The sequence below is a fragment of the Marinobacter salinisoli genome (genome assembly GCF_017301335.1).
Taxonomy (GTDB): domain Bacteria; phylum Pseudomonadota; class Gammaproteobacteria; order Pseudomonadales; family Oleiphilaceae; genus Marinobacter; species Marinobacter salinisoli.
The window spans coordinates 3,372,538-3,391,145 of record NZ_CP071247.1 but is presented as its reverse complement, the minus strand read 5'-3'; the positions used below and the strand labels follow the sequence as shown (position 1 = coordinate 3,391,145).

General features: G+C 57.4%; 18 protein-coding genes. 7 read left to right on the top strand and 11 right to left on the bottom strand.

What is annotated here, in order from left to right:
* Window position 1: 1 nt before the first annotated feature.
* The 4 genes from LPB19_RS15465 to miaB form a co-directional block, all read right to left on the bottom strand.
* The gene (locus LPB19_RS15465) at window positions 2-847 is read right to left on the bottom strand and encodes an HlyC/CorC family transporter (RefSeq protein ID WP_206643771.1); all 846 of its coding nucleotides are present in this window, start codon (window positions 845-847) and stop codon (window positions 2-4) included.
* Window positions 844-1,317, bottom strand: a complete 474-nt coding sequence (gene ybeY, locus LPB19_RS15460) for an rRNA maturation RNase YbeY (RefSeq protein ID WP_206643770.1) — start codon at window positions 1,315-1,317, stop codon at window positions 844-846. The genes LPB19_RS15465 and ybeY overlap by 4 nt, the downstream gene beginning before the upstream one ends.
* Window positions 1,314-2,294 (bottom strand): PhoH family protein, encoded by a 981-nt coding sequence (locus LPB19_RS15455; RefSeq protein ID WP_206643769.1) that lies wholly within the window; start codon window positions 2,292-2,294, stop codon window positions 1,314-1,316. The genes ybeY and LPB19_RS15455 overlap by 4 nt, the downstream gene beginning before the upstream one ends.
* Window positions 2,295-2,380: 86 nt before the next feature.
* On the bottom strand, window positions 2,381-3,727 hold the full coding sequence (gene miaB, locus LPB19_RS15450; RefSeq protein ID WP_206643768.1) for a tRNA (N6-isopentenyl adenosine(37)-C2)-methylthiotransferase MiaB: 1,347 nt from the start codon (window positions 3,725-3,727) through the stop codon (window positions 2,381-2,383).
* A gap of 172 nt (window positions 3,728-3,899) precedes the next feature.
* On the opposite strand from miaB, the gene trmH reads away from it, so the two are divergent.
* On the top strand, window positions 3,900-4,622 hold the full coding sequence (gene trmH, locus LPB19_RS15445) for a tRNA (guanosine(18)-2'-O)-methyltransferase TrmH (RefSeq protein WP_206643767.1): 723 nt from the start codon (window positions 3,900-3,902) through the stop codon (window positions 4,620-4,622).
* A gap of 12 nt (window positions 4,623-4,634) precedes the next feature.
* Here the strand turns inward: trmH and LPB19_RS15440 are convergent, their stop codons facing one another.
* From LPB19_RS15440 to LPB19_RS15425, 4 genes are all read right to left on the bottom strand, one after another.
* The gene (locus LPB19_RS15440) at window positions 4,635-5,651 is read right to left on the bottom strand and encodes a nucleoid-associated protein (protein WP_206643766.1); all 1,017 of its coding nucleotides are present in this window, start codon (window positions 5,649-5,651) and stop codon (window positions 4,635-4,637) included.
* Window positions 5,652-5,729: 78 nt separating this feature from the next.
* The gene (gene cysN, locus LPB19_RS15435; protein ID WP_206643765.1) at window positions 5,730-7,388 is read right to left on the bottom strand and encodes a sulfate adenylyltransferase subunit CysN; all 1,659 of its coding nucleotides are present in this window, start codon (window positions 7,386-7,388) and stop codon (window positions 5,730-5,732) included.
* A 1-nt stretch (window position 7,389) separates the two neighbouring features.
* Window positions 7,390-8,298: a sulfate adenylyltransferase subunit CysD gene (gene cysD / locus LPB19_RS15430; RefSeq protein WP_228289134.1), complete on the bottom strand. Its 909-nt coding sequence runs from the start codon at window positions 8,296-8,298 to the stop codon at window positions 7,390-7,392.
* Between the two features lie 141 nt (window positions 8,299-8,439).
* Entirely contained in the window at window positions 8,440-8,898 is a 459-nt protein-coding gene (locus LPB19_RS15425) for a PilZ domain-containing protein (RefSeq protein ID WP_228289133.1), read from the bottom strand.
* 266 nt (window positions 8,899-9,164) lie between these two features.
* On the opposite strand from LPB19_RS15425, the gene rimO reads away from it, so the two are divergent.
* Window positions 9,165-10,511 (top strand): 30S ribosomal protein S12 methylthiotransferase RimO, encoded by a 1,347-nt coding sequence (gene rimO / locus LPB19_RS15420; RefSeq protein ID WP_206643764.1) that lies wholly within the window; start codon window positions 9,165-9,167, stop codon window positions 10,509-10,511.
* 68 nt (window positions 10,512-10,579) lie between these two features.
* On the opposite strand, the gene gatB is transcribed toward rimO, so the two are convergent.
* From gatB to gatC, 3 genes are read right to left on the bottom strand one after another with little or no spacing between them, the layout of a single operon-like run.
* A complete protein-coding gene (gene gatB / locus LPB19_RS15415; RefSeq protein ID WP_206643763.1) occupies window positions 10,580-12,031 on the bottom strand; it encodes an Asp-tRNA(Asn)/Glu-tRNA(Gln) amidotransferase subunit GatB in 1,452 nt (483 codons plus the stop codon).
* Window positions 12,032-12,053: 22 nt separating this feature from the next.
* Window positions 12,054-13,511 (bottom strand): Asp-tRNA(Asn)/Glu-tRNA(Gln) amidotransferase subunit GatA, encoded by a 1,458-nt coding sequence (gatA, locus tag LPB19_RS15410; protein ID WP_206643762.1) that lies wholly within the window; start codon window positions 13,509-13,511, stop codon window positions 12,054-12,056.
* Window positions 13,512-13,540: 29 nt separating this feature from the next.
* Window positions 13,541-13,828 (bottom strand): Asp-tRNA(Asn)/Glu-tRNA(Gln) amidotransferase subunit GatC, encoded by a 288-nt coding sequence (gene gatC, locus LPB19_RS15405; protein ID WP_206643761.1) that lies wholly within the window; start codon window positions 13,826-13,828, stop codon window positions 13,541-13,543.
* A gap of 251 nt (window positions 13,829-14,079) precedes the next feature.
* Between gatC and LPB19_RS15400 the strand changes: the two genes are divergently transcribed.
* The 5 genes from LPB19_RS15400 (at window position 14,080) to rng (ending at window position 18,605) form a co-directional block, all read left to right on the top strand.
* Window positions 14,080-15,123, top strand: a complete 1,044-nt coding sequence (locus LPB19_RS15400) for a rod shape-determining protein (protein ID WP_206643760.1) — start codon at window positions 14,080-14,082, stop codon at window positions 15,121-15,123.
* Window positions 15,124-15,200: 77 nt separating this feature from the next.
* A complete protein-coding gene (mreC, locus tag LPB19_RS15395) occupies window positions 15,201-16,049 on the top strand; it encodes a rod shape-determining protein MreC (protein ID WP_266097069.1) in 849 nt (282 codons plus the stop codon).
* Window positions 16,049-16,525, top strand: coding sequence for a rod shape-determining protein MreD (gene mreD, locus LPB19_RS15390; RefSeq protein ID WP_206643759.1), 477 nt, complete (start codon window positions 16,049-16,051; stop codon window positions 16,523-16,525). The genes mreC and mreD overlap by 1 nt, the downstream gene beginning before the upstream one ends.
* Window positions 16,526-16,527: 2 nt before the next feature.
* On the top strand, window positions 16,528-17,124 hold the full coding sequence (locus LPB19_RS15385; RefSeq protein WP_206645818.1) for a Maf family protein: 597 nt from the start codon (window positions 16,528-16,530) through the stop codon (window positions 17,122-17,124).
* Window positions 17,125-17,126: 2 nt separating this feature from the next.
* On the top strand, window positions 17,127-18,605 hold the full coding sequence (gene rng / locus LPB19_RS15380; RefSeq protein WP_206643758.1) for a ribonuclease G: 1,479 nt from the start codon (window positions 17,127-17,129) through the stop codon (window positions 18,603-18,605).
* The last annotated feature ends 3 nt before the right edge of the window (window positions 18,606-18,608 follow it).

The following is an 18,608-nucleotide window of genomic DNA, read 5'->3' as shown; positions in this document are numbered from 1 at the left end:
GTTATTGCCCAACTCGGGTTACCTGCAACAGTCGGATGACACGGTTATCGGCGTTGGCAATGGTAAATCTCAGGCCGCCGAATTCAACCGTTTCTCCCCGTCTGGGCAGGTGACCGAACTCTTTGAGCACCAGGCCACCGATGGTGTCGAACTCTTCTTCGTCGAGTTCAATCTTGAAGAACTCGTTGAAGTCCTCAACCGGTGTGACGGCTTTGACTGCGTAAGTACCGTTGCCGCGGGCCTTGATGTGGGTTTCTTCGTCGAAGTCGTGCTCGTCTTCAATTTCGCCGACGATTTGCTCCAGCACGTCTTCGATTGTGATCAGTCCGGCGGTGCCGCCGTATTCGTCCACCACAATCGCCATGTGGTTACGGTTTTCCTTGAACTCCTTGAGCAGCTGGTTCAGCCGTTTGCTCTCGGGAACAAAGGTGGGGGGTCTGAGGATTTCGCGGATGCTCGGCCAGTTGAGGTCGCCGTTCAGGGCCAGCGGGAGCAGATCCTTGGCGAGAAGAATGCCGATCACATCGTCCTGATTGTCGCCAATGACTGGAAAGCGGCTGTGGGCGGAATTGATGATTTCGCCGAGAAACTCCTTGGGCTCCTGGGAAGCTTTGACGGTAACCATCTGCGAGCGAGGAATCATGATTTCCTCCACGCGCATGTCGATCACCTGCATCGCACCTTCGATGATGCTCATGGCATCGGTGTCGATGATGTCCTGCGTTTCTGCCTCCCTCAGGATTTCCAGCACGTCCTCAACGGACTCAGGCCCGCTGGAGAAGGCCTGCGATATGCGTTCCAGCCAGGACTTGTTGCCCTGACTGCGACTCGACTGATCGTCGCTCATGAGTCTCTTTCCACTTCCTCTGCTTCGTAAGGGTTACCAAATCCGAGCTGTCTCATCAGCTGGATCTCGAGGGCTTCCATGACCTCGGCATCTTCATCGTTGACGTGGTCGTAGCCCTGTAAGTGCAGCATACCGTGTACGACCATGTGGGCCCAGTGGGCCCTGAGTTCTTTATGTTGTTCGTGCGCTTCTTTTTCAACAACCGGTGCACAAATAACGAGATCGCCGGCCAATGGAATTGTTATACCCGCTGGCGCCTCAAATGGAAAGGAGAGCACATTCGTGGGTTTGTCTTTGCCACGGTACAGCAGATTCAGGGCCTGACTTTCTTCCGTACCGACGATGCGAATGGTCGCCTCGGATGGTTCGTCGTCTTGCCAGGCCGCATTGGCCCAGGCCTCGAAGTCGGATTGTTGCGGTGTGCCCGGTTGCTCGTAGACCGGCTGGTAGTCCACCGTGAGTGTGCTCACCGGCTCTCACCTCCGTCGTCAAAGGCATCATAGGCCTCGACAATACGTTGGACGAGAGGGTGTCGGACCACGTCCTTGGCACCAAAGCGAGTAAAGCCAATGCCGGACACTTTTTCCAGCACGCCGGCGGCGTGAATCAGGCCGGAATTCTGCCCGCGAGGCAAATCCACCTGGGTGGTGTCGCCAGTGATAACGGCAGTGGAACCAAAGCCGATCCGGGTCAGGAACATTTTCATCTGTTCCCGGGTGGTGTTCTGGCTTTCATCCAGGATGATGAACGAGTTGTTCAGGGTGCGACCCCGCATGAAGGCCAGTGGGGCAATCTCAATCACGCTTTTCTCGATCAGGCGCGTGACCTGATCGAATCCCAGCATTTCGTAGAGGGCGTCGTACAGCGGGCGCAGGTAGGGGTCGACCTTCTGAGCCAGGTCGCCGGGCAGAAAGCCCAGCTTCTCTCCGGCTTCAACGGCCGGGCGCACCAACAAAATGCGCTTGACCTGCTCGTCCTTCAGGGCCTCGACGGCACAGGCGACGGCCAGCCAGGTCTTGCCGGTTCCGGCGGGGCCGATGCCAAAGTTGATGTCGTGGGTGCGAATGTTGTGCACATACTTCTGCTGGTTCGCGCCCCGGGGCTTGGCCTGCAGTTTCGGTGTTTTAATGACGGTGACGGCACCATCGAACGGCACATCCTCAGGCAGTCGCTCCAGACCGGTTTCCCGGATGAACAGGTGGACGGTATCCGGTGACAGGTCATCCGTAGCTTCGGTTTCCCGATACAGGTGGCGGACGACTTCAGTGGCGGCGGCGACGTGCTCGGTTTCGCCTTCAATGCGGAAATGATGGCCTCGGCGTCCTACCTTGACGTGCAGGCGTCGCTCGATGTGCTTGAGGTTCTCATCAAACTGTCCGCACAGTATTGCCAGTCGGCGCTGGTCTACGGGGTGCAGGTCAAACTGTCTGGAATCGTGGGTGTTCAAGGATGCTCCGTGTTGCTTGCCGGCTGGGCCGGACGAAAGGAAAACGTTAGTCGAGTACGGATGAAGATTGATGGGGCTGCGCCCCATCAATGCAAGTGCTCATCCACCGGCAGGCCCCTCAGGGAGTTGGGGTAGGCCTCGACAATGTCCACGTCGATGAAGTGGCCGACCACGTCCGGGTTGTCGTGGCGGAAATTGACGATCCGGTTGTTTTCGGTCCGGCCGGCGAATTCGCCCGGGTCTTTCTTGGACAGGCCGGTAACAAGAATGCGTTGCGTGGTACCCACCATTTTCCGGCTGATGTCCATGGCCTGCTGGTTGATCCGCTGCTGCAGAATGCTCAGGCGTTGCTTCTTGACGTCCATCGGCGTGTCGTCTGGCAGGTCGGACGCGGGTGTGCCTGGGCGCGCACTGTAAATGAAACTGAAAGACACATCGAAGCCGATGTCGTTGATCAGCTTCATGGTGTCTTCAAAGTCTTTCTCGGTTTCGCCCGGAAAGCCAATGATAAAGTCGGACGAGAAGCTGATGTCCGGGCGGATCTTGCGCAGCCGGCGCAGCTTGGACTTGTACTCCAGTGCGGTGTGGCCTCGTTTCATGGCCGCAAGGATTCGGTCGGAACCGCTCTGAACCGGCAGGTGCAGATGGCTGACCAGCTCCGGTACCTGCTCGTAAACGTCAATCATCGCATCGGTGAATTCCACCGGATGAGACGTGGTGTAGCGGATCCGGTCGATGCCATCAATGGTGGCGATCAAGGTGATCAGTTCGGCCAGATCCATGACATCGCCGTCATGGGTTTCACCGCGATAGGCGTTAACATTCTGGCCCAGCAGGTTGACTTCTCGGACACCCTGAGAGGCCAGGTGAGCAACTTCGGCAATGACGTCATCGACGGGGCGGCTCACTTCCTCGCCGCGGGTGTAGGGCACCACGCAGAAGGTGCAGTACTTGCTGCAACCTTCCATGATGGAGACAAAAGCGGAGGGGCCATCGGCACCCGGCTCTGGCAGGCTGTCGAACTTCTCGATCTCCGGAAAACTCACATCCACGACACCGACGCCATTTCCCTTACTGCGAACCTCGGTGATCATGTCCGGCAGACGGTGCAGGGTCTGGGGGCCGAACACCATGTCGACGTAAGGCGCGCGCTCAAGGATGGCATCGCCTTCCTGGCTCGCCACGCAGCCACCGACGCCAATGATCAGGTCGGGATTACTGGTCTTCAGCGACTTCCAGCGGCCAAGCTGGTGAAACACCTTTTCCTGAGCCTTTTCGCGGATGGAGCAGGTATTCAGCAACAGGATGTCTGCGTTCTCCGGGGTGTCGGTCATTTCAACCGCTTCGCCGGAGCGCAGCAGGTCTGCCATGCGGGATGAATCGTACTCGTTCATCTGGCAGCCGTGGGTCTTGATATACAGCTTCTTGGCCATGGGTCTCAACGTATTCTGGTGGATGTTGCGCCGTGCAGTCACTCAAAAAAGGCGCAGTCAAAAAAGAACAGCGTATTATAGCGGGGTGCTTATTCTTCAACCACCGTTGTCTCGGCTTGTTGCTAGTTCACTATGGTATGATTCGCGACTTTTCAAGCACTGAATTCTCGATATGACTCCCGAACGCCTCGCCCGAATCAAGCAGATTCTCGATACTCGTCAACCCGACCTGAGCGTCTTGACCGATCAGGTTCACAAACCCCGCAATCTGTCTGCGATCATACGCTCCTGTGACGCCTTCGGGCTGGCCAACATGCATGTGGTTTGGCCGAAAGAGGGCTTTCGGGCGTTCCGCAAAACGGCCGGTGGCAGCTACAACTGGGTAACGACACACACCCATCGAACCATGGACGATGCGATCCGTCACCTGAAGGGGCGCGGACATCGGCTATACGCCGCTCAGCTCTCGGATCGGGCCGTGGATTACCGCGAGGTGGACTTTACCGTGCCTTGCACGGTGATCATGGGAAACGAAGTGGATGGCGTCAGCTTGGGAGCCGCTGATCAGGCGGACGAGCATATTGTGATACCCATGATGGGCATGGTGGAGTCGCTCAACGTTTCCTCCGCCTGTTCGATTATTCTTGCCGAGGCTCAACGCCAGCGAAAAGCGGCGGGTCTGTATGACTACCGGCGCCTGCCCGACGAGGACTATCAGCGGCTTCTGTTTTGCTGGTGCCAGCCTGTCGTCAAGCGCTATTGCGACGACCGAAAGCTGCCATACCCGCCGATGGATCCGGAAACCGGCGAGCTGGTCGATGGTGTGGGCTGGATGAATGAGGTGCGCAAAGCCCGTTATCCGCACCTCGAAAATACCGGCGAGACGGAAGTCTGAGCCGCGCTTGTCTTATTCTTCCCGAGCTTCCAGGTAGCGCTGGAGCTGTTCCCGCAGGGCCTTGGGCAGGCGGGTGATGGTCAGGGCGTCTTTGTCCCGGTCGTAATACACCGCCTGGTTCACCAGATCGGAAGAAAACGACACGCTCATGCCGCCGCCGGAGCCGGCGATGCGGACCAGTTTCTTGACCTTGCGGTGATCCGGGTGGATAACACCGCTTTCCGGTAGTTCGGTGTTTTTACCGGCAAATTCCTGGAAGCGCTGGGGAGCGCTTTCATCCAGGTACTCCGAAAGGGCGCCGATTTCGACCGGCTCGCCGAGCGCGTGTTGTTCCTTGCAGAATTCGTACGCTTTGGTGCGCACTTCTCCAGCCTTTTCCGGCTCCGAGGTTTTTGCAAACGCTTCAACCGCGTCCAGAAATGTCAGGGTTTCTTTCTCCACGTCTACCTGATTGGTGAAGCCGGCAAGACGGATGAACAGTTCGCCCGGCTCGCCGGTTCCGCGGCCGTGGAGGAGGGTCAGGTAGTTGTCGCCGCTGTTGTTGCCCAGCCAGTCATCCAGTTCGATGCGCATTGCCAGATTCAGGCGAGACAGGCTGAGCACGTCGGTGGCGTCCAGGGCCTGGTTGCCGTCGAAGCGCATCGCGCTGTCGGTTTCGAGGATCAGGAGGTATACCATTTCGGCGTCAGCCAAGGCTTCATGGACAATCATCAGGTGGCCCTGAAACTCCTCCTGGCAGCCGGTGAGCAGCTCCTGCCACTGGCCAAACAGTCGGTCGGTCAAGGAGCTGAAGCTCTGTTTGTCTTCGAGGTAGTCTTTCAGCCAGCTGCCGAAGGGGCTCTCTCCGATATCGTCGGAGAAGCGGCCATATTTCTTCCCAGGCTTACTGTTGAACAGGCGTTTCATCTGTTTGTGCAGAGACTCGTAATCGCCGCCGGGCTCGGCAAGGGCTTCCCCGGTGCTGAGTCTGGCAGGTTGTCCAGGCTGGTACTGGCTGGCAAAGGCGGTGCGGAGGTGTTTGATGGCCATGCTCGGACTCTCTCACAGTAGGTGCAATAAAAAAGCCCCGGAGGCGCAAGGCCTGCGGGGCTCGGTCGGTGCCGCGGGTCAGATGCGCTTGCTCCGGATCAGTTCCTGAACCAGGTGGCTGACAGCGTCAGGGATTTCCTGTTCGCTGTCTGCGGAAATGGAGGCAGAGGCTACATCGGAACCGAGGTTGACCGCAACGGCAATCAGGCCATGGGCCGACAACAGTTGTGCCGCTTCGCGGCGATCATCGGTATCGCCGGCATTGGCCTCGGTAAGCACGACGGTTGTCTTGCCGTGATCGAACAGCGCGCGCTCAACGGCAAGCGCCAGGGCCGTTGCCTGCTTGCCGCCGCAGCCGATGATGGCCGGCTTTTGCGCCAGGCGACGTTCGCGCTCCTCGGCACTGACCGGCTCGAACGAGGTGTCCTTGTCGGCCTGACCGGCGATCATGCCCGCACCCACCGTGATGTTGGTGAGTCGGTCGACAATGATAAAGCTGCCCGTCGCATGGTTGCTCGGGTAGTTGTCGTATGCCACCGGCTGGTTCAGTGTCAGCTCACAAAGACCAATTTCATTGAGTGCCAGTTGGGCAGGGTTGGCCTGCTGTTCGAGCGTGTTCACATCGGTCTGGTGGTGAATCTTCTTGATTGTGCCGGAGGTGAAATTGGGGCCGAGTTTGATGTTGTACAGGCGGCCGGTTTCCAGGGGCGCATCGGTCATCCAGACGATGTTGGCGTTGAAGTGGTTGTCCACTTGCGGTTCGTCGCCGACCTTGATCAGCATATCGCCCCGGCTGACATCGATTTCGTCCTCCAGGGTCAGGGTCACGGCCTGGTCGATGTACGCCTCTTCCAGATTGCCATCAAAGGTAACGATTTCCCTGACTTTACTGGTACGGCGTGAGGGCAGGGCCATGACCTCGTCACCGGGGCGAACGACTCCTGAGGCAATGGTGCCGCAGAAGCCGCGGAAGTTCAGGTTGGGGCGGTTGACGTACTGAACCGGCAGACGGAAGTGCTCCATGTTTTTATCTCGGGAGACTTCAACGGTTTCGAGGATTTCCATCAACGGCTGGCCGGTAAACCAGGGCGTGTTCTCGCTGGGATTGACAACATTGTCGCCCTCGAGCGCTGAGATCGGCACAAAGCGGATGTCTTTCAGGCCCAGCTTGGTGGCAAAGGCGAGATAGTCGTCTTTGATTTCGTTGAATCGTTCTTCGCTGAAATCGACCAGATCCATCTTGTTGATGGCCACCACAATATGGCGAATCCCCAGCAGGGATGCGATGTAGGAGTGGCGTCGGGTCTGGGTCAGAACCCCGTGTCGGGCATCGATCATCAGGATGGCAAGCTGTGCGGTGGATGCGCCAGTGGCCATGTTACGGGTGTATTGTTCGTGTCCGGGTGTGTCGGCAATGATGAACTTACGCTTATCGGTGGAGAAGAAGCGATAAGCGACATCAATGGTGATACCTTGCTCTCGCTCAGCCTGGAGGCCGTCGACGAGCAGGGCCAGGTCGAGTTTCTCACCCGTGGTGCCCATTTTGGCGCTGTCGGTTTTCAGGCTGGCCATATGATCTTCGTAGATCATTTTTGTGTCGTGCAGGAGGCGGCCGATCAGGGTGCTCTTGCCATCGTCCACACTGCCGCAGGTCAGCAGGCGCAGCAGTTCTTTGTTCTCGTGTTGATTCAGGTAGGCCTGAATATCTTCCGCAATCAGATCAGACTGGTGTGACATCTTAGAAGTACCCTTCCCGCTTTTTCTGTTCCATGGAACCGGCAGAATCGTGGTCAATGACCCGTCCCTGACGTTCGGAGCTCTTGGCCAGCAACATTTCCTGAATGATGTCTGTGAGTGTGTCGGCTTCGGACTCGATGGCGCCGGTGAGCGGATAACAGCCCAGGGTGCGGAAACGAACCGATTTCATCATCGGAGTCTCACCCTCTTTCAGGGGCATGCGGTCGTCGTCCACCATGATCAGCGTGCCGTCGCGTTCAACGACTGGGCGCTTGGCGGCGTAATAGAGAGGCACGATCTCAATATTTTCGAGGTAGATGTATTGCCAGATATCCAGTTCGGTCCAGTTGGACAGGGGGAAGACGCGAATACTCTCGCCTTTGTTGATTTTACCGTTGTAGATATTCCAGAGTTCCGGGCGTTGGTTCTTCGGATCCCAGCGGTGATGTTCGTCCCGGAAAGAGTAAACCCGCTCTTTGGCGCGAGATTTTTCTTCGTCCCGACGCGCGCCACCGAATGCGGCGTCGAATTTGTATTTGTTCAGGGCCTGTTTGAGGGCCTGGGTTTTCATGATGTCGGTGTGCTTGGCGCTACCGTGCGTAAAGGGGCCGACGCCCTGTTCGACACCTTCTTGGTTGGTGTGCACGATCAGATCCAGGCCGTACTCTTTGGCTTTTCGGTCCCGGAACTCAATCATTTCCCGAAACTTCCAGGTGGTGTCGATGTGCATCAGCGGGAAGGGCAGCTTGCCAGGGAAAAAGGCCTTGCGGGCAAGGTGCAGCATGACCGCAGAATCCTTGCCAATCGAGTACAGCATGACCGGGTTGTCAAACTCGGCAGCGACTTCCCGAATGATGTGGATGCTTTCGGCTTCCAGCTGTTTCAGGTGTGTGAGGTTGTATGAGGTCATCGATATTCCATCGCCGATTATTGGAGGACTTCTGAATTAGAGGGCTAGGAGTATATCAGACGGGTGTGCGGCATAAGAACAGCCGCAACAATAGTTTGAAGTTATAACAATATGCCGGGAGACGGCGCTGAAAAGCTTGCTTCAGGTTATGGTCTTGGCGTCTGCCAACAGCTTTGCGACGTGACGATCCACGTAATCGAATCCGTTGCCTTCGAACTCGGCGAAGTTAATCCCAAGCTGGAATTCATCACGTGCGACACGACGCATGTGCACAATGTTGCCGTTCGCGACGATGGAGACCGGTTGGTTGGCGATAACGGGGACGGAGAAGCTGGTTTTTATGGGGATCCAGTGGCCGGCTGCTGGAGGTTGCTGGGTGGGGACAAGTTTTTTAATAAGCTCCTGACTGCAGGAGAGCATCAGGCCTGAGCGGGACATGTTGGTGGCCTTGCAGGTCAGTTGCGTGCCGTCCTGAGTCTCTACGGAAATGTCGATATTGACGTCGACACGTTGCTGGTTCCGTAGATTGCTTTTTATGGCAACTGATTTCATGGTCACTCGTCTGGCTTGGATGGTTTTGATTGTCTCTGCCTTGCCCATAAATCCCTTCCAGAGAAACGCTTAGGCTCGAAAAGTTTAGATGTTTGCCGTTCAGGCGGCAAGAAGCCTGTCGTCCATTGTGTCAGATTTGTTTCAAAAAAATGAATAGCAATTCACAAATTTTGCCGGCTGATTTGCCTGGCAGATAGCTTGTCCTCTTCGACCAGCAGACGACGCTTGCTGCAGTTTGGTTCCCGGCTGAGGTAAAATTGTCGTTCAACTCATGTCGGGGGTTTGCTCCAAACTCCGGGGATTCAGAATTTTCTATGACAGACAAAACTCGTGATGCCGCTGTTGGAAGCGGTAAGGTGGGCTTCATCAGCCTTGGATGCCCGAAAGCATTGGTGGATTCAGAGCGCATCCTGACGCAGCTTCGCCAGGACGGATATGAGGTGGTGCCTTCCTACGACGATGCCGATGTGGTGGTCGTGAACACCTGCGGCTTTATCGATTCCGCCAAGCAGGAGTCGCTTGATGCTATCGGTGAAGCGATGGCCGAGAACGGCAAGGTCATTGTCACCGGTTGCATGGGGGTGGAGGCGGATCGAATCCGCGACACGCATCCGGGGGTTCTCGCCGTCTCCGGACCCCATGCCTATGAGGAGGTGGTTGGAGCCGTCCACGAGTACGTTCCTCCAAAAAAAGAGCACGACCCGTTTACAGACCTGGTACCGCCTCAGGGTGTGAAGCTGACCCCGCGGCACTACGCCTATCTGAAGATTTCCGAGGGCTGCAATCACCGCTGTACCTTCTGCATCATACCGTCCATGCGCGGCGACCTGGTGAGCCGCCCCATCGGTGATGTCATGGATGAAGCCAAGCGGCTGGTGGATGCCGGGGTCAAGGAATTGCTGGTGATTTCTCAGGACACCTCGGCCTATGGGGTGGATATCAAATACCGCACCGGTTTCTGGCAGGGGCGGCCGCTCAAAACCAAGATGCAGGCGTTGTGCGAGGCGCTCGGAGAGTTGGGGGTCTGGGTGCGGCTTCATTATGTGTATCCCTACCCGCATGTGGATGACGTGATTCCACTGATGGCGGAAGGAAAGATCCTGCCGTACCTGGATATCCCGTTCCAGCACGCCAGCCCGAAGGTGCTCAAGGCCATGAAGCGGCCTGCGCACGATAGCAAGACCCTGGACCGCATCCGGAAGTGGCGGGAAATCTGCCCACAGCTCACCATCCGCTCCACTTTCATCGTCGGCTTCCCCGGCGAAACGGAAGAAGATTTTCAGTATTTGCTGGACTGGCTGGAGGAGGCGCAGTTGGATCGGGTGGGTGCCTTCAAGTACAGCCCTGTCGAGGGTGCCAAGGCGAACGAGATTGACGGTGCGGTTCCTGAAGAGGTCAAAGAGGAGCGTTTGGAGCGCTTTATGGCCAAGCAGGCGGAGATTTCCGCCGCACGGCTTCAGGCCAAGATCGGGGCGACCATCGATGTGCTGATTGATGAGGTTGATGAAGAAGGCGCCATCGGACGCTCCAAAGCGGATGCGCCGGAAATCGATGGCATGGTGTACCTAAATGACGAAACCGATCTGGTGCCGGGGCAAATCGTGAAAGCGGTGGTTGAGCATGCCGACGAGCACGATCTGTGGGCGAGCCTTGCCCGGTAAGGTCGGGTGTGTTCCTGGCAGGAAAAGCAAAACGGGCGCTCACTGAGCGCCCGTTTTGCTGTACAGGGTTACCCGCCGAGTTTTTTGAGCAAAATCTCGTTGAACAGCTTCGGATTGCCTTGGCCTTTGGATGCCTTCATAAGCGGCCCCATGAACCCACCCAGCATCTTTTTGCGCTTCTTCGGGTCTTCCTCGTTCTGGAATTGGGCCACCTGGTCCGGCATGCCGGCCAGCACCTCATCCACCATGGCTTCCAGCGCTCCGGTATCTGAGACCTGCTTGAGTCCTTTCGCCTCGATGATGGCGTCCACGTCGTTGCTTTCGCCGGTCCACAGGGCCTCGAACACCTTCTTGGCGCCTGCCGAGGACACGGTGTTGTCGGCAATGCGACTCACCAGATCGCCAAGCTGGGCGCCGGAAATCGGGGAGTCGGCGACGGATTTCTCCTCCGAATTGAGGCGGGCGCTAAATTCCCCCTGAATCCAGTTCGCAACCAACTTGGTGTCTTTTGTGTGGTTGGCCGCTTCCTCAAAGAAAGCGGCCAACCTGGCGTCGCTGCTGAGCAGGCCGGCATCGTAGTCATTCAGGCCATACTGCTCCTGGAATCTGGCGCGACGGGCGTCCGGCAACTCCGGCATTCTGGCGCGCGCGTCGTCAATAAACGAGTCATCTATTTCGATCGGCAGCAGATCCGGGCACGGGAAGTAGCGGTAGTCGTTGGCTTCTTCTTTGGTGCGCATGGAGCGGGATTCATCCCGGTCGCCGTTGTACAGCCGGGTTTCCTGCTCGATCTGGCCGCCGTCTTCGAGGATGTCCATCTGGCGCTCAACTTCGTGGGCAATGGCCTGTTCCATGAAGCGGAATGAGTTCAGGTTTTTGGTCTCGGTTCGCGTACCCAGCGTGTCCGAGCCTTTCGGCTTGAGGGAAATATTGACGTCGAAGCGCATGGAACCCTGGGACATGTCGCCATCGCAAATGCCCAGAGAGGTAACGATGCTGTGCAGTTTCTTGGCAAACGCGACGGCTTCCTCGGCGCTGTTCATGTCCGGCTCGGTGACCACTTCGATCAGTGGGGTGCCGGCACGGTTCAGGTCAACGCCGGTCATACCGTGGTAGTCCTCATGCAGGGATTTGCCGGCATCTTCTTCCAGGTGCGCGTGATGAATCCGGACGCGTTTGGTGTCGGCGTTGGGCAAGTCGATGTCGAGGTAGCCCGGGCCAACTATGGGTTGCTCCAGCTGAGTGGTCTGGTAGCCCTTGGGTAAGTCCGGGTAGAAATAGTTCTTGCGCTCGAACATGGAGCGTCGGCCGATTTCGGCGTTTACCGCCAGGCCGAACATGACCGCGTAGCGGAACGCATTCTCGTTCGGTACCGGCAGGGTGCCGGGCATGGCGAGATCTACGGCGTTGGCCTGAGTGTTCGGTTCGGCGCCGTAAGCGGTGCTGGAACCGGAGAAAATCTTGGTTTTGGTGGCGAGCTGAACGTGTACTTCCAGCCCGATCACGATATCCCACTGCATGTGTTCGTCTCCTCTGTCGGGCTTAATGGGGCTCGCGCTGGTGCCAGTCAGTCACCTGCTGGAACTGGTGGGCTGCGTTGAGCAGCCGTGCTTCCGCGAAGTGGTCTCCGATGATCTGCAGACCAACCGGCAATCCGTCCATAAAACCAGCCGGGACAGACATGGCCGGCAGCCCGGCGAGGTTCACGGCGATGGTGAAGATGTCTTCCAGGTACATGGTGACCGGATCGTTGGTCTTTTCACCCTGAACAAAGGCCGGAGACGGGGTGACTGGGCTCATCAGAACGTCAACATCCTTGAAGGCGTTGGCAAAATCCTGCTGGATCAGTCGGCGCACCTTCTGCGCTTTCAGGTAATAAGCGTCGTAGTAACCGTGGGACAGGGCGTAAGTGCCCACCAGAATCCGGCGCTTTACTTCGGTGCCAAAACCCTCGGCACGAGTTCGCGTGTACAGATCCATCAGGTCTTTCGGGTTTTCGCAGCGGTAACCGTAGCGGACACCATCAAAACGGGACAGGTTAGCCGAGGCTTCCGCCGGTGCTATGACGTAGTAGGCTGCAATGGCCAGGTTGGCATTTGGCAGTGACACATCTTTCACGGTAGCGCCGAGCTTTTCGTATTCGCGAATGGCGGCGCGAATCTGCGCCTCCATGGCCGGGGTGAGCTGGTCGGAGAAATATTCTCTGGGCAAGCCGATGCGCAGGCCTTTCAATGGCTCGTTCAGAGTGGCGGTGTAATCCGGCACCTCCCGGTCAATGGAGGTGGAGTCCTTCGGGTCAAAACCGGCCATGACGTTGAGCATCAGCGCGTTGTCTTCCGCTGTGCGCGCCATGGTGCCGCCCTGGTCGAGGCTGGAAGCGAAGGCGATCATTCCGTAACGGGACACCCGGCCATACGTTGGCTTCAGGCCGGTGATGCCGCACAGAGCGGCCGGTTGCCGGATGGAACCGCCGGTGTCCGTTGCGGTCGCGGCCGGCACGAGGTGTGCCGCAACGGCCGCCGCTGAACCGCCCGAAGACCCACCGGGTACGCGCTTCTGATCGTTTCCGGCACCCCAGGGATTGGTAACCGGGCCGAAGTGGCTGGACTCGTTGGAGGAGCCCATGGCGAATTCGTCCATGTTGGTCTTGCCCAGGCAGACGGCGCCGGCCTTGCGGAAATTTTCCGTTACCGTTGCGTCATAAGGCGGCGCGAAGTTTTCCAGCATCCGGGAGCCGCAGGTCGTGCGGACACCGTTGGTGCAGAAGATGTCCTTGTGCGCAAACGGAATGCCGGTCCAGGGCGTGGCATTGCCCGCTGATCGTTGCTGGTCGGCGGCCTTGGCGTCGGCCAGCGCTTGTTCTTCGGTAACAGTAATAAAGCTGTTGTACTTGCTGTCTTCGTTCTTGATGCGGTCAAGAAACTGCTGGGTCAGTTCTACGCTTGAGGTGCGGCCGCTTTCCAGTTCACGAGCAAGTTCTGCTACGGTTTTATTGTGCATGTTGATTCCTGAAGTCTCTGTTCGTCAGATCACTCAATGACTCGGGGAACGAGGTAAAGCCCGTCTTCAGTGGAGGGAGCAATAGCCTGGAAAGCCTCCCGCTGATTAGTTTCGGTTACCTCGTCGGCCCTCAGTCGCTGCACCGCGTCCAGTGGGTGCGCCATAGGCTCCACGGCGTCGGTGTCCGCGGCAGCGAGTTGATCCACCAGGTCAAGAATGTTGCCCAGATCTTTTTCCAGGGCCGAAACCTGATCGTCGTCCACTTGGATGCGGGCGAGCACAGCGACTTTTTCGATGTCCTCACGGGAAATGGTCACGCATTGCCTCCCAGTATCTAAACTGACATTGGTATTCGTAGTAGAAGAAAAACGAAAGTGGCTGGCACTGCAGCCGGTACACTAAACCGGTAATGGTAACAGATTCGGGTCGCAGCGGCAGGGAGAAAGCCACCAGAGTATGGGTAAATCGTTAGGTTTCAGCGATTTTACCGCCTTGCCTGCGGGGGTGCTCGCTGCTAAAGTTGCCGCATTATTTTTGCCACAGCAACTTTCAGGTTGAAACAACGCGAATGTTAATCAAGAAACTCCGAGGCCTATTCTCCAGCGACCTGTCTATTGACCTGGGTACCGCCAACACTCTCATCTTTGTGCGCGAGCGCGGTATTGTCCTGAATGAGCCATCGGTGGTGGCAATTCGTACCAGCAATTCCCAGAAAATGGTCGCGGCCGTAGGTGCGGAAGCCAAGCGTATGCTCGGGCGTACGCCGGGGAATATCACCGCGATTCGCCCCATGAAGGACGGTGTGATTGCCGACTTTGTGGTGACTGAAAAGATGCTTCAGCACTTTATTCACAAGGTGCACGAGAACAGCTTTATCACCCCGAGTCCTCGCGTTCTGGTGTGTGTGCCCAGCAAATCTACCCAGGTAGAGCGCAAGGCCATTCGCGAGTCGGCACTGGGTGCTGGCGCCCGCGAGGTTTACCTGATCGAAGAGCCGATGGCGGCGGCGATTGGTGCCGGTTTGCCGGTTGAAGAAGCCAGTGGTTCCATGATTGTGGACATCGGCGGTGGCACCACCGAGATCGCCATCATCTCACTCAATGGCATCGTTTATGCCGAGTCAGTGCGCGTCGGTGGTGACAAGTTCGATGAAGCCATTGTCACTTATGTGCGTCGCAATTATGGCAGCCTGATTGGCGATACCACGGCCGAGCGCATCAAGCACGAAATCGGTTGTGCCTACGAGGGGTTGGAGATCCGTGAAATTGATGTGCGTGGTCGCAACCTGGCAGAAGGTGTGCCCCGTGCGTTTACCCTGAACAGCGAGGAAATCCTCGATGCTCTGCAGGAATCGCTGGCGCAGATCGTGCAGACGGTGAAAAGTGCGCTTGAGCAGTCGCCCCCCGAGCTGGCCTCCGATATCGCCGAGCGCGGTATTGTGCTGACAGGCGGCGGTGCGCTGTTGCGTGGACTCGACAAGCTTCTCAGCGAGGAGACCGGTCTGCCGGTAATCATTGCTGAAGATCCGCTGACCTGTGTCGCCCGTGGCGGCGGCAAGGCGCTTGAGTTGATTGATAAGGGTGGCATTGGAATGTTCTCCCAGGAGGGATAAGCCCGTAGGGAGGAATCACCATTAAGACCATCTTTGTTCAGGGCCCGGTTCCCGGCTTAAGGCTCCTGCTCATCATCATCGTATCGGCAGCCCTCGTGGTTGCCGATGCCCGTTTTGATAAACTCTCCTCCGTACGCAGTACCCTGGGGACCGCTCTGGCCCCGGTATACTGGCTGGGTAATGCCCCGCAAGAGTTCAGTGACTGGTTCTCCGGTCTGTTCGTCAACAAAGAAGATCTGCAGCAGGAAAACGAAGACCTGCGGGCACGTCTTCTGATTCTTGAGCGTCGCGCGCTCAAATACGCCGCCCTTGCGTCCGAAAACAACGAGTTGCGCCGTCTGATGAACTCGTCCGAGGTCCTGGACGACCGGACGATTCTGGCTGAAGTGGTGGGCATCTCTCCCGATCCGTATTCCCACGAGATTGTTATTAATAAAGGTCTCCGGGACGGCCTGCGCGAAGGCCAGGCGGTTCTGGATGCCCATGGTCTGATGGGGCAGGTGGTGCAGACCAGCCAGATCACGTCCCGCGTGATTCTGGTGTCCGACAGCAGTCACGCGGTCCCCGTGGAAGTGGTTCGCAACGGGTTGCGGGCTATTCTTCTGGGCAACGGCAATACGGATACCCTGGAGCTGGTTCATGTTCCGGACACTGCCGATGTTCAAGAAGGCGACCTGCTGGTCAGTTCTGGTCTGGGTGGCCGGTTTCCAAGGGGGTACCCGGTGGCTGAAGTCTCTCGCATAACCAAGGAACCGGGGGAGCCATTTGTTTCCATCGAAGCCGCACCAAGGGCTGAACTGAACCAGAGTCGACTGGTTCTGGTGGTATTTTCGCCCGTGGACCCGCGAACTGCGCTGACCGAGCCGGAAGACCCAGGTTCTGCTGATCGTGCGGCGGAAAGTAACGCTGCGGAGGAAGAAAACTGATGTTGTCGGTGATCAGTTATCCGGTTTTTGCGTTGTCCGTGGTGGTAGCCCTGGTGCTCAGTATCTCGCTGTTCCCAGTGGATTGGCTGGCGTACCGGCCCGAATGGCTGGGTCTGGTGGTCTTCTACTGGACGTTCCGGGCGCCGGCCCAGTTCGGGATTATTTTTGCCTGGTGCCTGGGATTATTGCTGGATGTGCTCGAGGCCACACCGCTCGGTGTCAATGCCATGGCCATGGGTTTGATCGCCTTTCTGGTGCTGACGGTTCATCAGCGTTTGCGCATGTACCCGATCCCTCAGCAAAGCCTGATGGTATTCCTGTTGTTGGGCATTAACCAGATGCTGGTGCATTTCATCAAGCAAATGCTGGGTGCCGAAGATGCGGGGTTCAGTTACCTGTGGCCAGCGGTCACGGGCGCCCTGATCTGGCCGATTGTGTGCGTACTTCTGGACAACATGAACCGAAGGCTTGGGTAATGATGTCCTCTATCATCCTCGCATCGGCCTCCCCGCGCAGATCGGAATTGCTGCAGCAGATCGGCGTATCGTTTACCGTGCAGCCCGCAGATGTGGACGAAACACCGTTGAAGGACGAGCGCCCTGAGCACTACGTCGAGCGGTTGGCCAGAGAAAAGGCGCTCGCGGTGGCCGCCATCCATCCAGATGCCATGGTGCTTGGCTCCGATACCTCGGTTGTACTGGATGGGTGTGTTCTGGGCAAGCCACGCGATCGCGCAGATGCGAGGCGAATGCTTTCTGAGTTATCCGGTCGCTCACATCAGGTGATGACAGCGGTGGCGTTGGCACACCAGAGCGAGTGCCGTTCCCTTGTGGTCACAACAGACGTCGAATTCCGCGTCCTGTCGGACGGTGAAATGGATGCCTACACCGCCACTGCGGAGCCGATGGACAAAGCCGGGGGGTATGGGATTCAGGGCCATGGTGGTATTTTTGTCAGAGAACTCAGGGGTAGTTACAGTGCGGTGGTTGGCCTGCCGTTGCAGGAAACGGCCAGTCTGCTGGAGCAAGCAGGCTATCCCGTGTGGACGCACTGGCCAATCAGTCTGGAGAACTGAACATGAGTGAAGAAATCCTGATCAATGTAACCCCTGTAGAAACCCGGGTCGCGCTGGTCGAAAATGGCATGCTCCAGGAAGCCTATATCGAGCGCACCAGCCGCAAAGGCATCGTCGGGAATATCTACAAGGGCAAAGTGGTCAGGGTGCTGCCCGGAATGGAAGCGGCCTTTGTTGACATAGGTCTTGAGCGGGCGGCCTTCATTCACGCGTCGGATGTGATCTCACCAAACGCTGCGGACGACGCCAACGAATCCCCGAAAACGGTGCCAGATATTCGCACGTTGCTGAGGGAAGGGCAGTCGCTGGTGGTGCAGGTAACCAAAGACCCCATTGGCACCAAAGGCGCCCGGCTGACGACCCAGCTTTCCATCCCCTCGCGCTATCTTGTCTTCATGCCCGGTGTGTCTCACGTCGGAATTTCCCAGCGTATTGAAGATGATACTGAGCGCGCGAGGCTCAAGGAGTTGGTCGAGCAGGCGGCTGCGGAGGAAACGGAGGTTCAGGGCGGTTACATCATCCGAACCGCTGCCGAAGGCGCCTCTCCTGAGGACCTGGTTGGCGACATGGCTTACCTTCATCGGTTGAGCCAGTCGATTCAGGAGCGGATGGCCCGGGTCAAGGAACCGGCGGTGATTTATCAGGATCTTCCCCTGTTCATCCGTACGATCAGGGATCTGATCCGGCCGCAAACCGAAAAGGTTCGAATTGATAGCCGCGAGAGTCACCAGCGCGTCATGGAGTTTGTGGAAGAGTTCGTGACCGAGTTCTCCAATAAGGTGGAGTACTATCCCGGCGAACGTCCGATCTTCGATCTGTACTCTGTCGAAGACGAAATTCAAAAGGCCCTCAGTCGCAAGGTGCAGCTAAAATCTGGCGGTTACGTGATCATCGATCAGACCGAGGCGATGACCACCATTGATATCAACACCGGGGGATTCGTCGGGCACCGGAATCTTGAGGAAACCATCTTCAAGACTAACCTGGAGGCGGCCAGGTCGATCAGCCGTCAGCTGAGGCTCCGTAACCTGGGTGGAATTATTATTATTGATTTCATCGATATGGAAGATTCTGAGCATCAACGCCAGGTTCACCGCATGCTGGAAAAAATGCTCGAGCGGGATCACGCCAAAACCAAAATCACCGGTGTGTCTGAGCTCGGACTGGTGGAAATGACCCGCAAGCGAACCACCGAGAGTCTGGGCCAGGTTCTGTGCGAGCCTTGCCCGATTTGTGACGGTCGCGGCTTTCTGAAGACCAGCGAAACCGTGTGCTATGAGGTGTTCCGGGAGATTCTCCGGGTGAACCGTGCTTACGATGCCGAGAGCTACCTGGTGATGGCCTCGCAGAGCGTGGTGGATCGGTTGCTCGATGAGGAGTCTGATAACGTTGCCGATCTTGAAACCTTCATCGGAAAGACCATCCGGTTCCAGGTTGAGCCCTTCTACAGCCAGGAGCAGTACGATGTGGTTCTGCTCTGATCC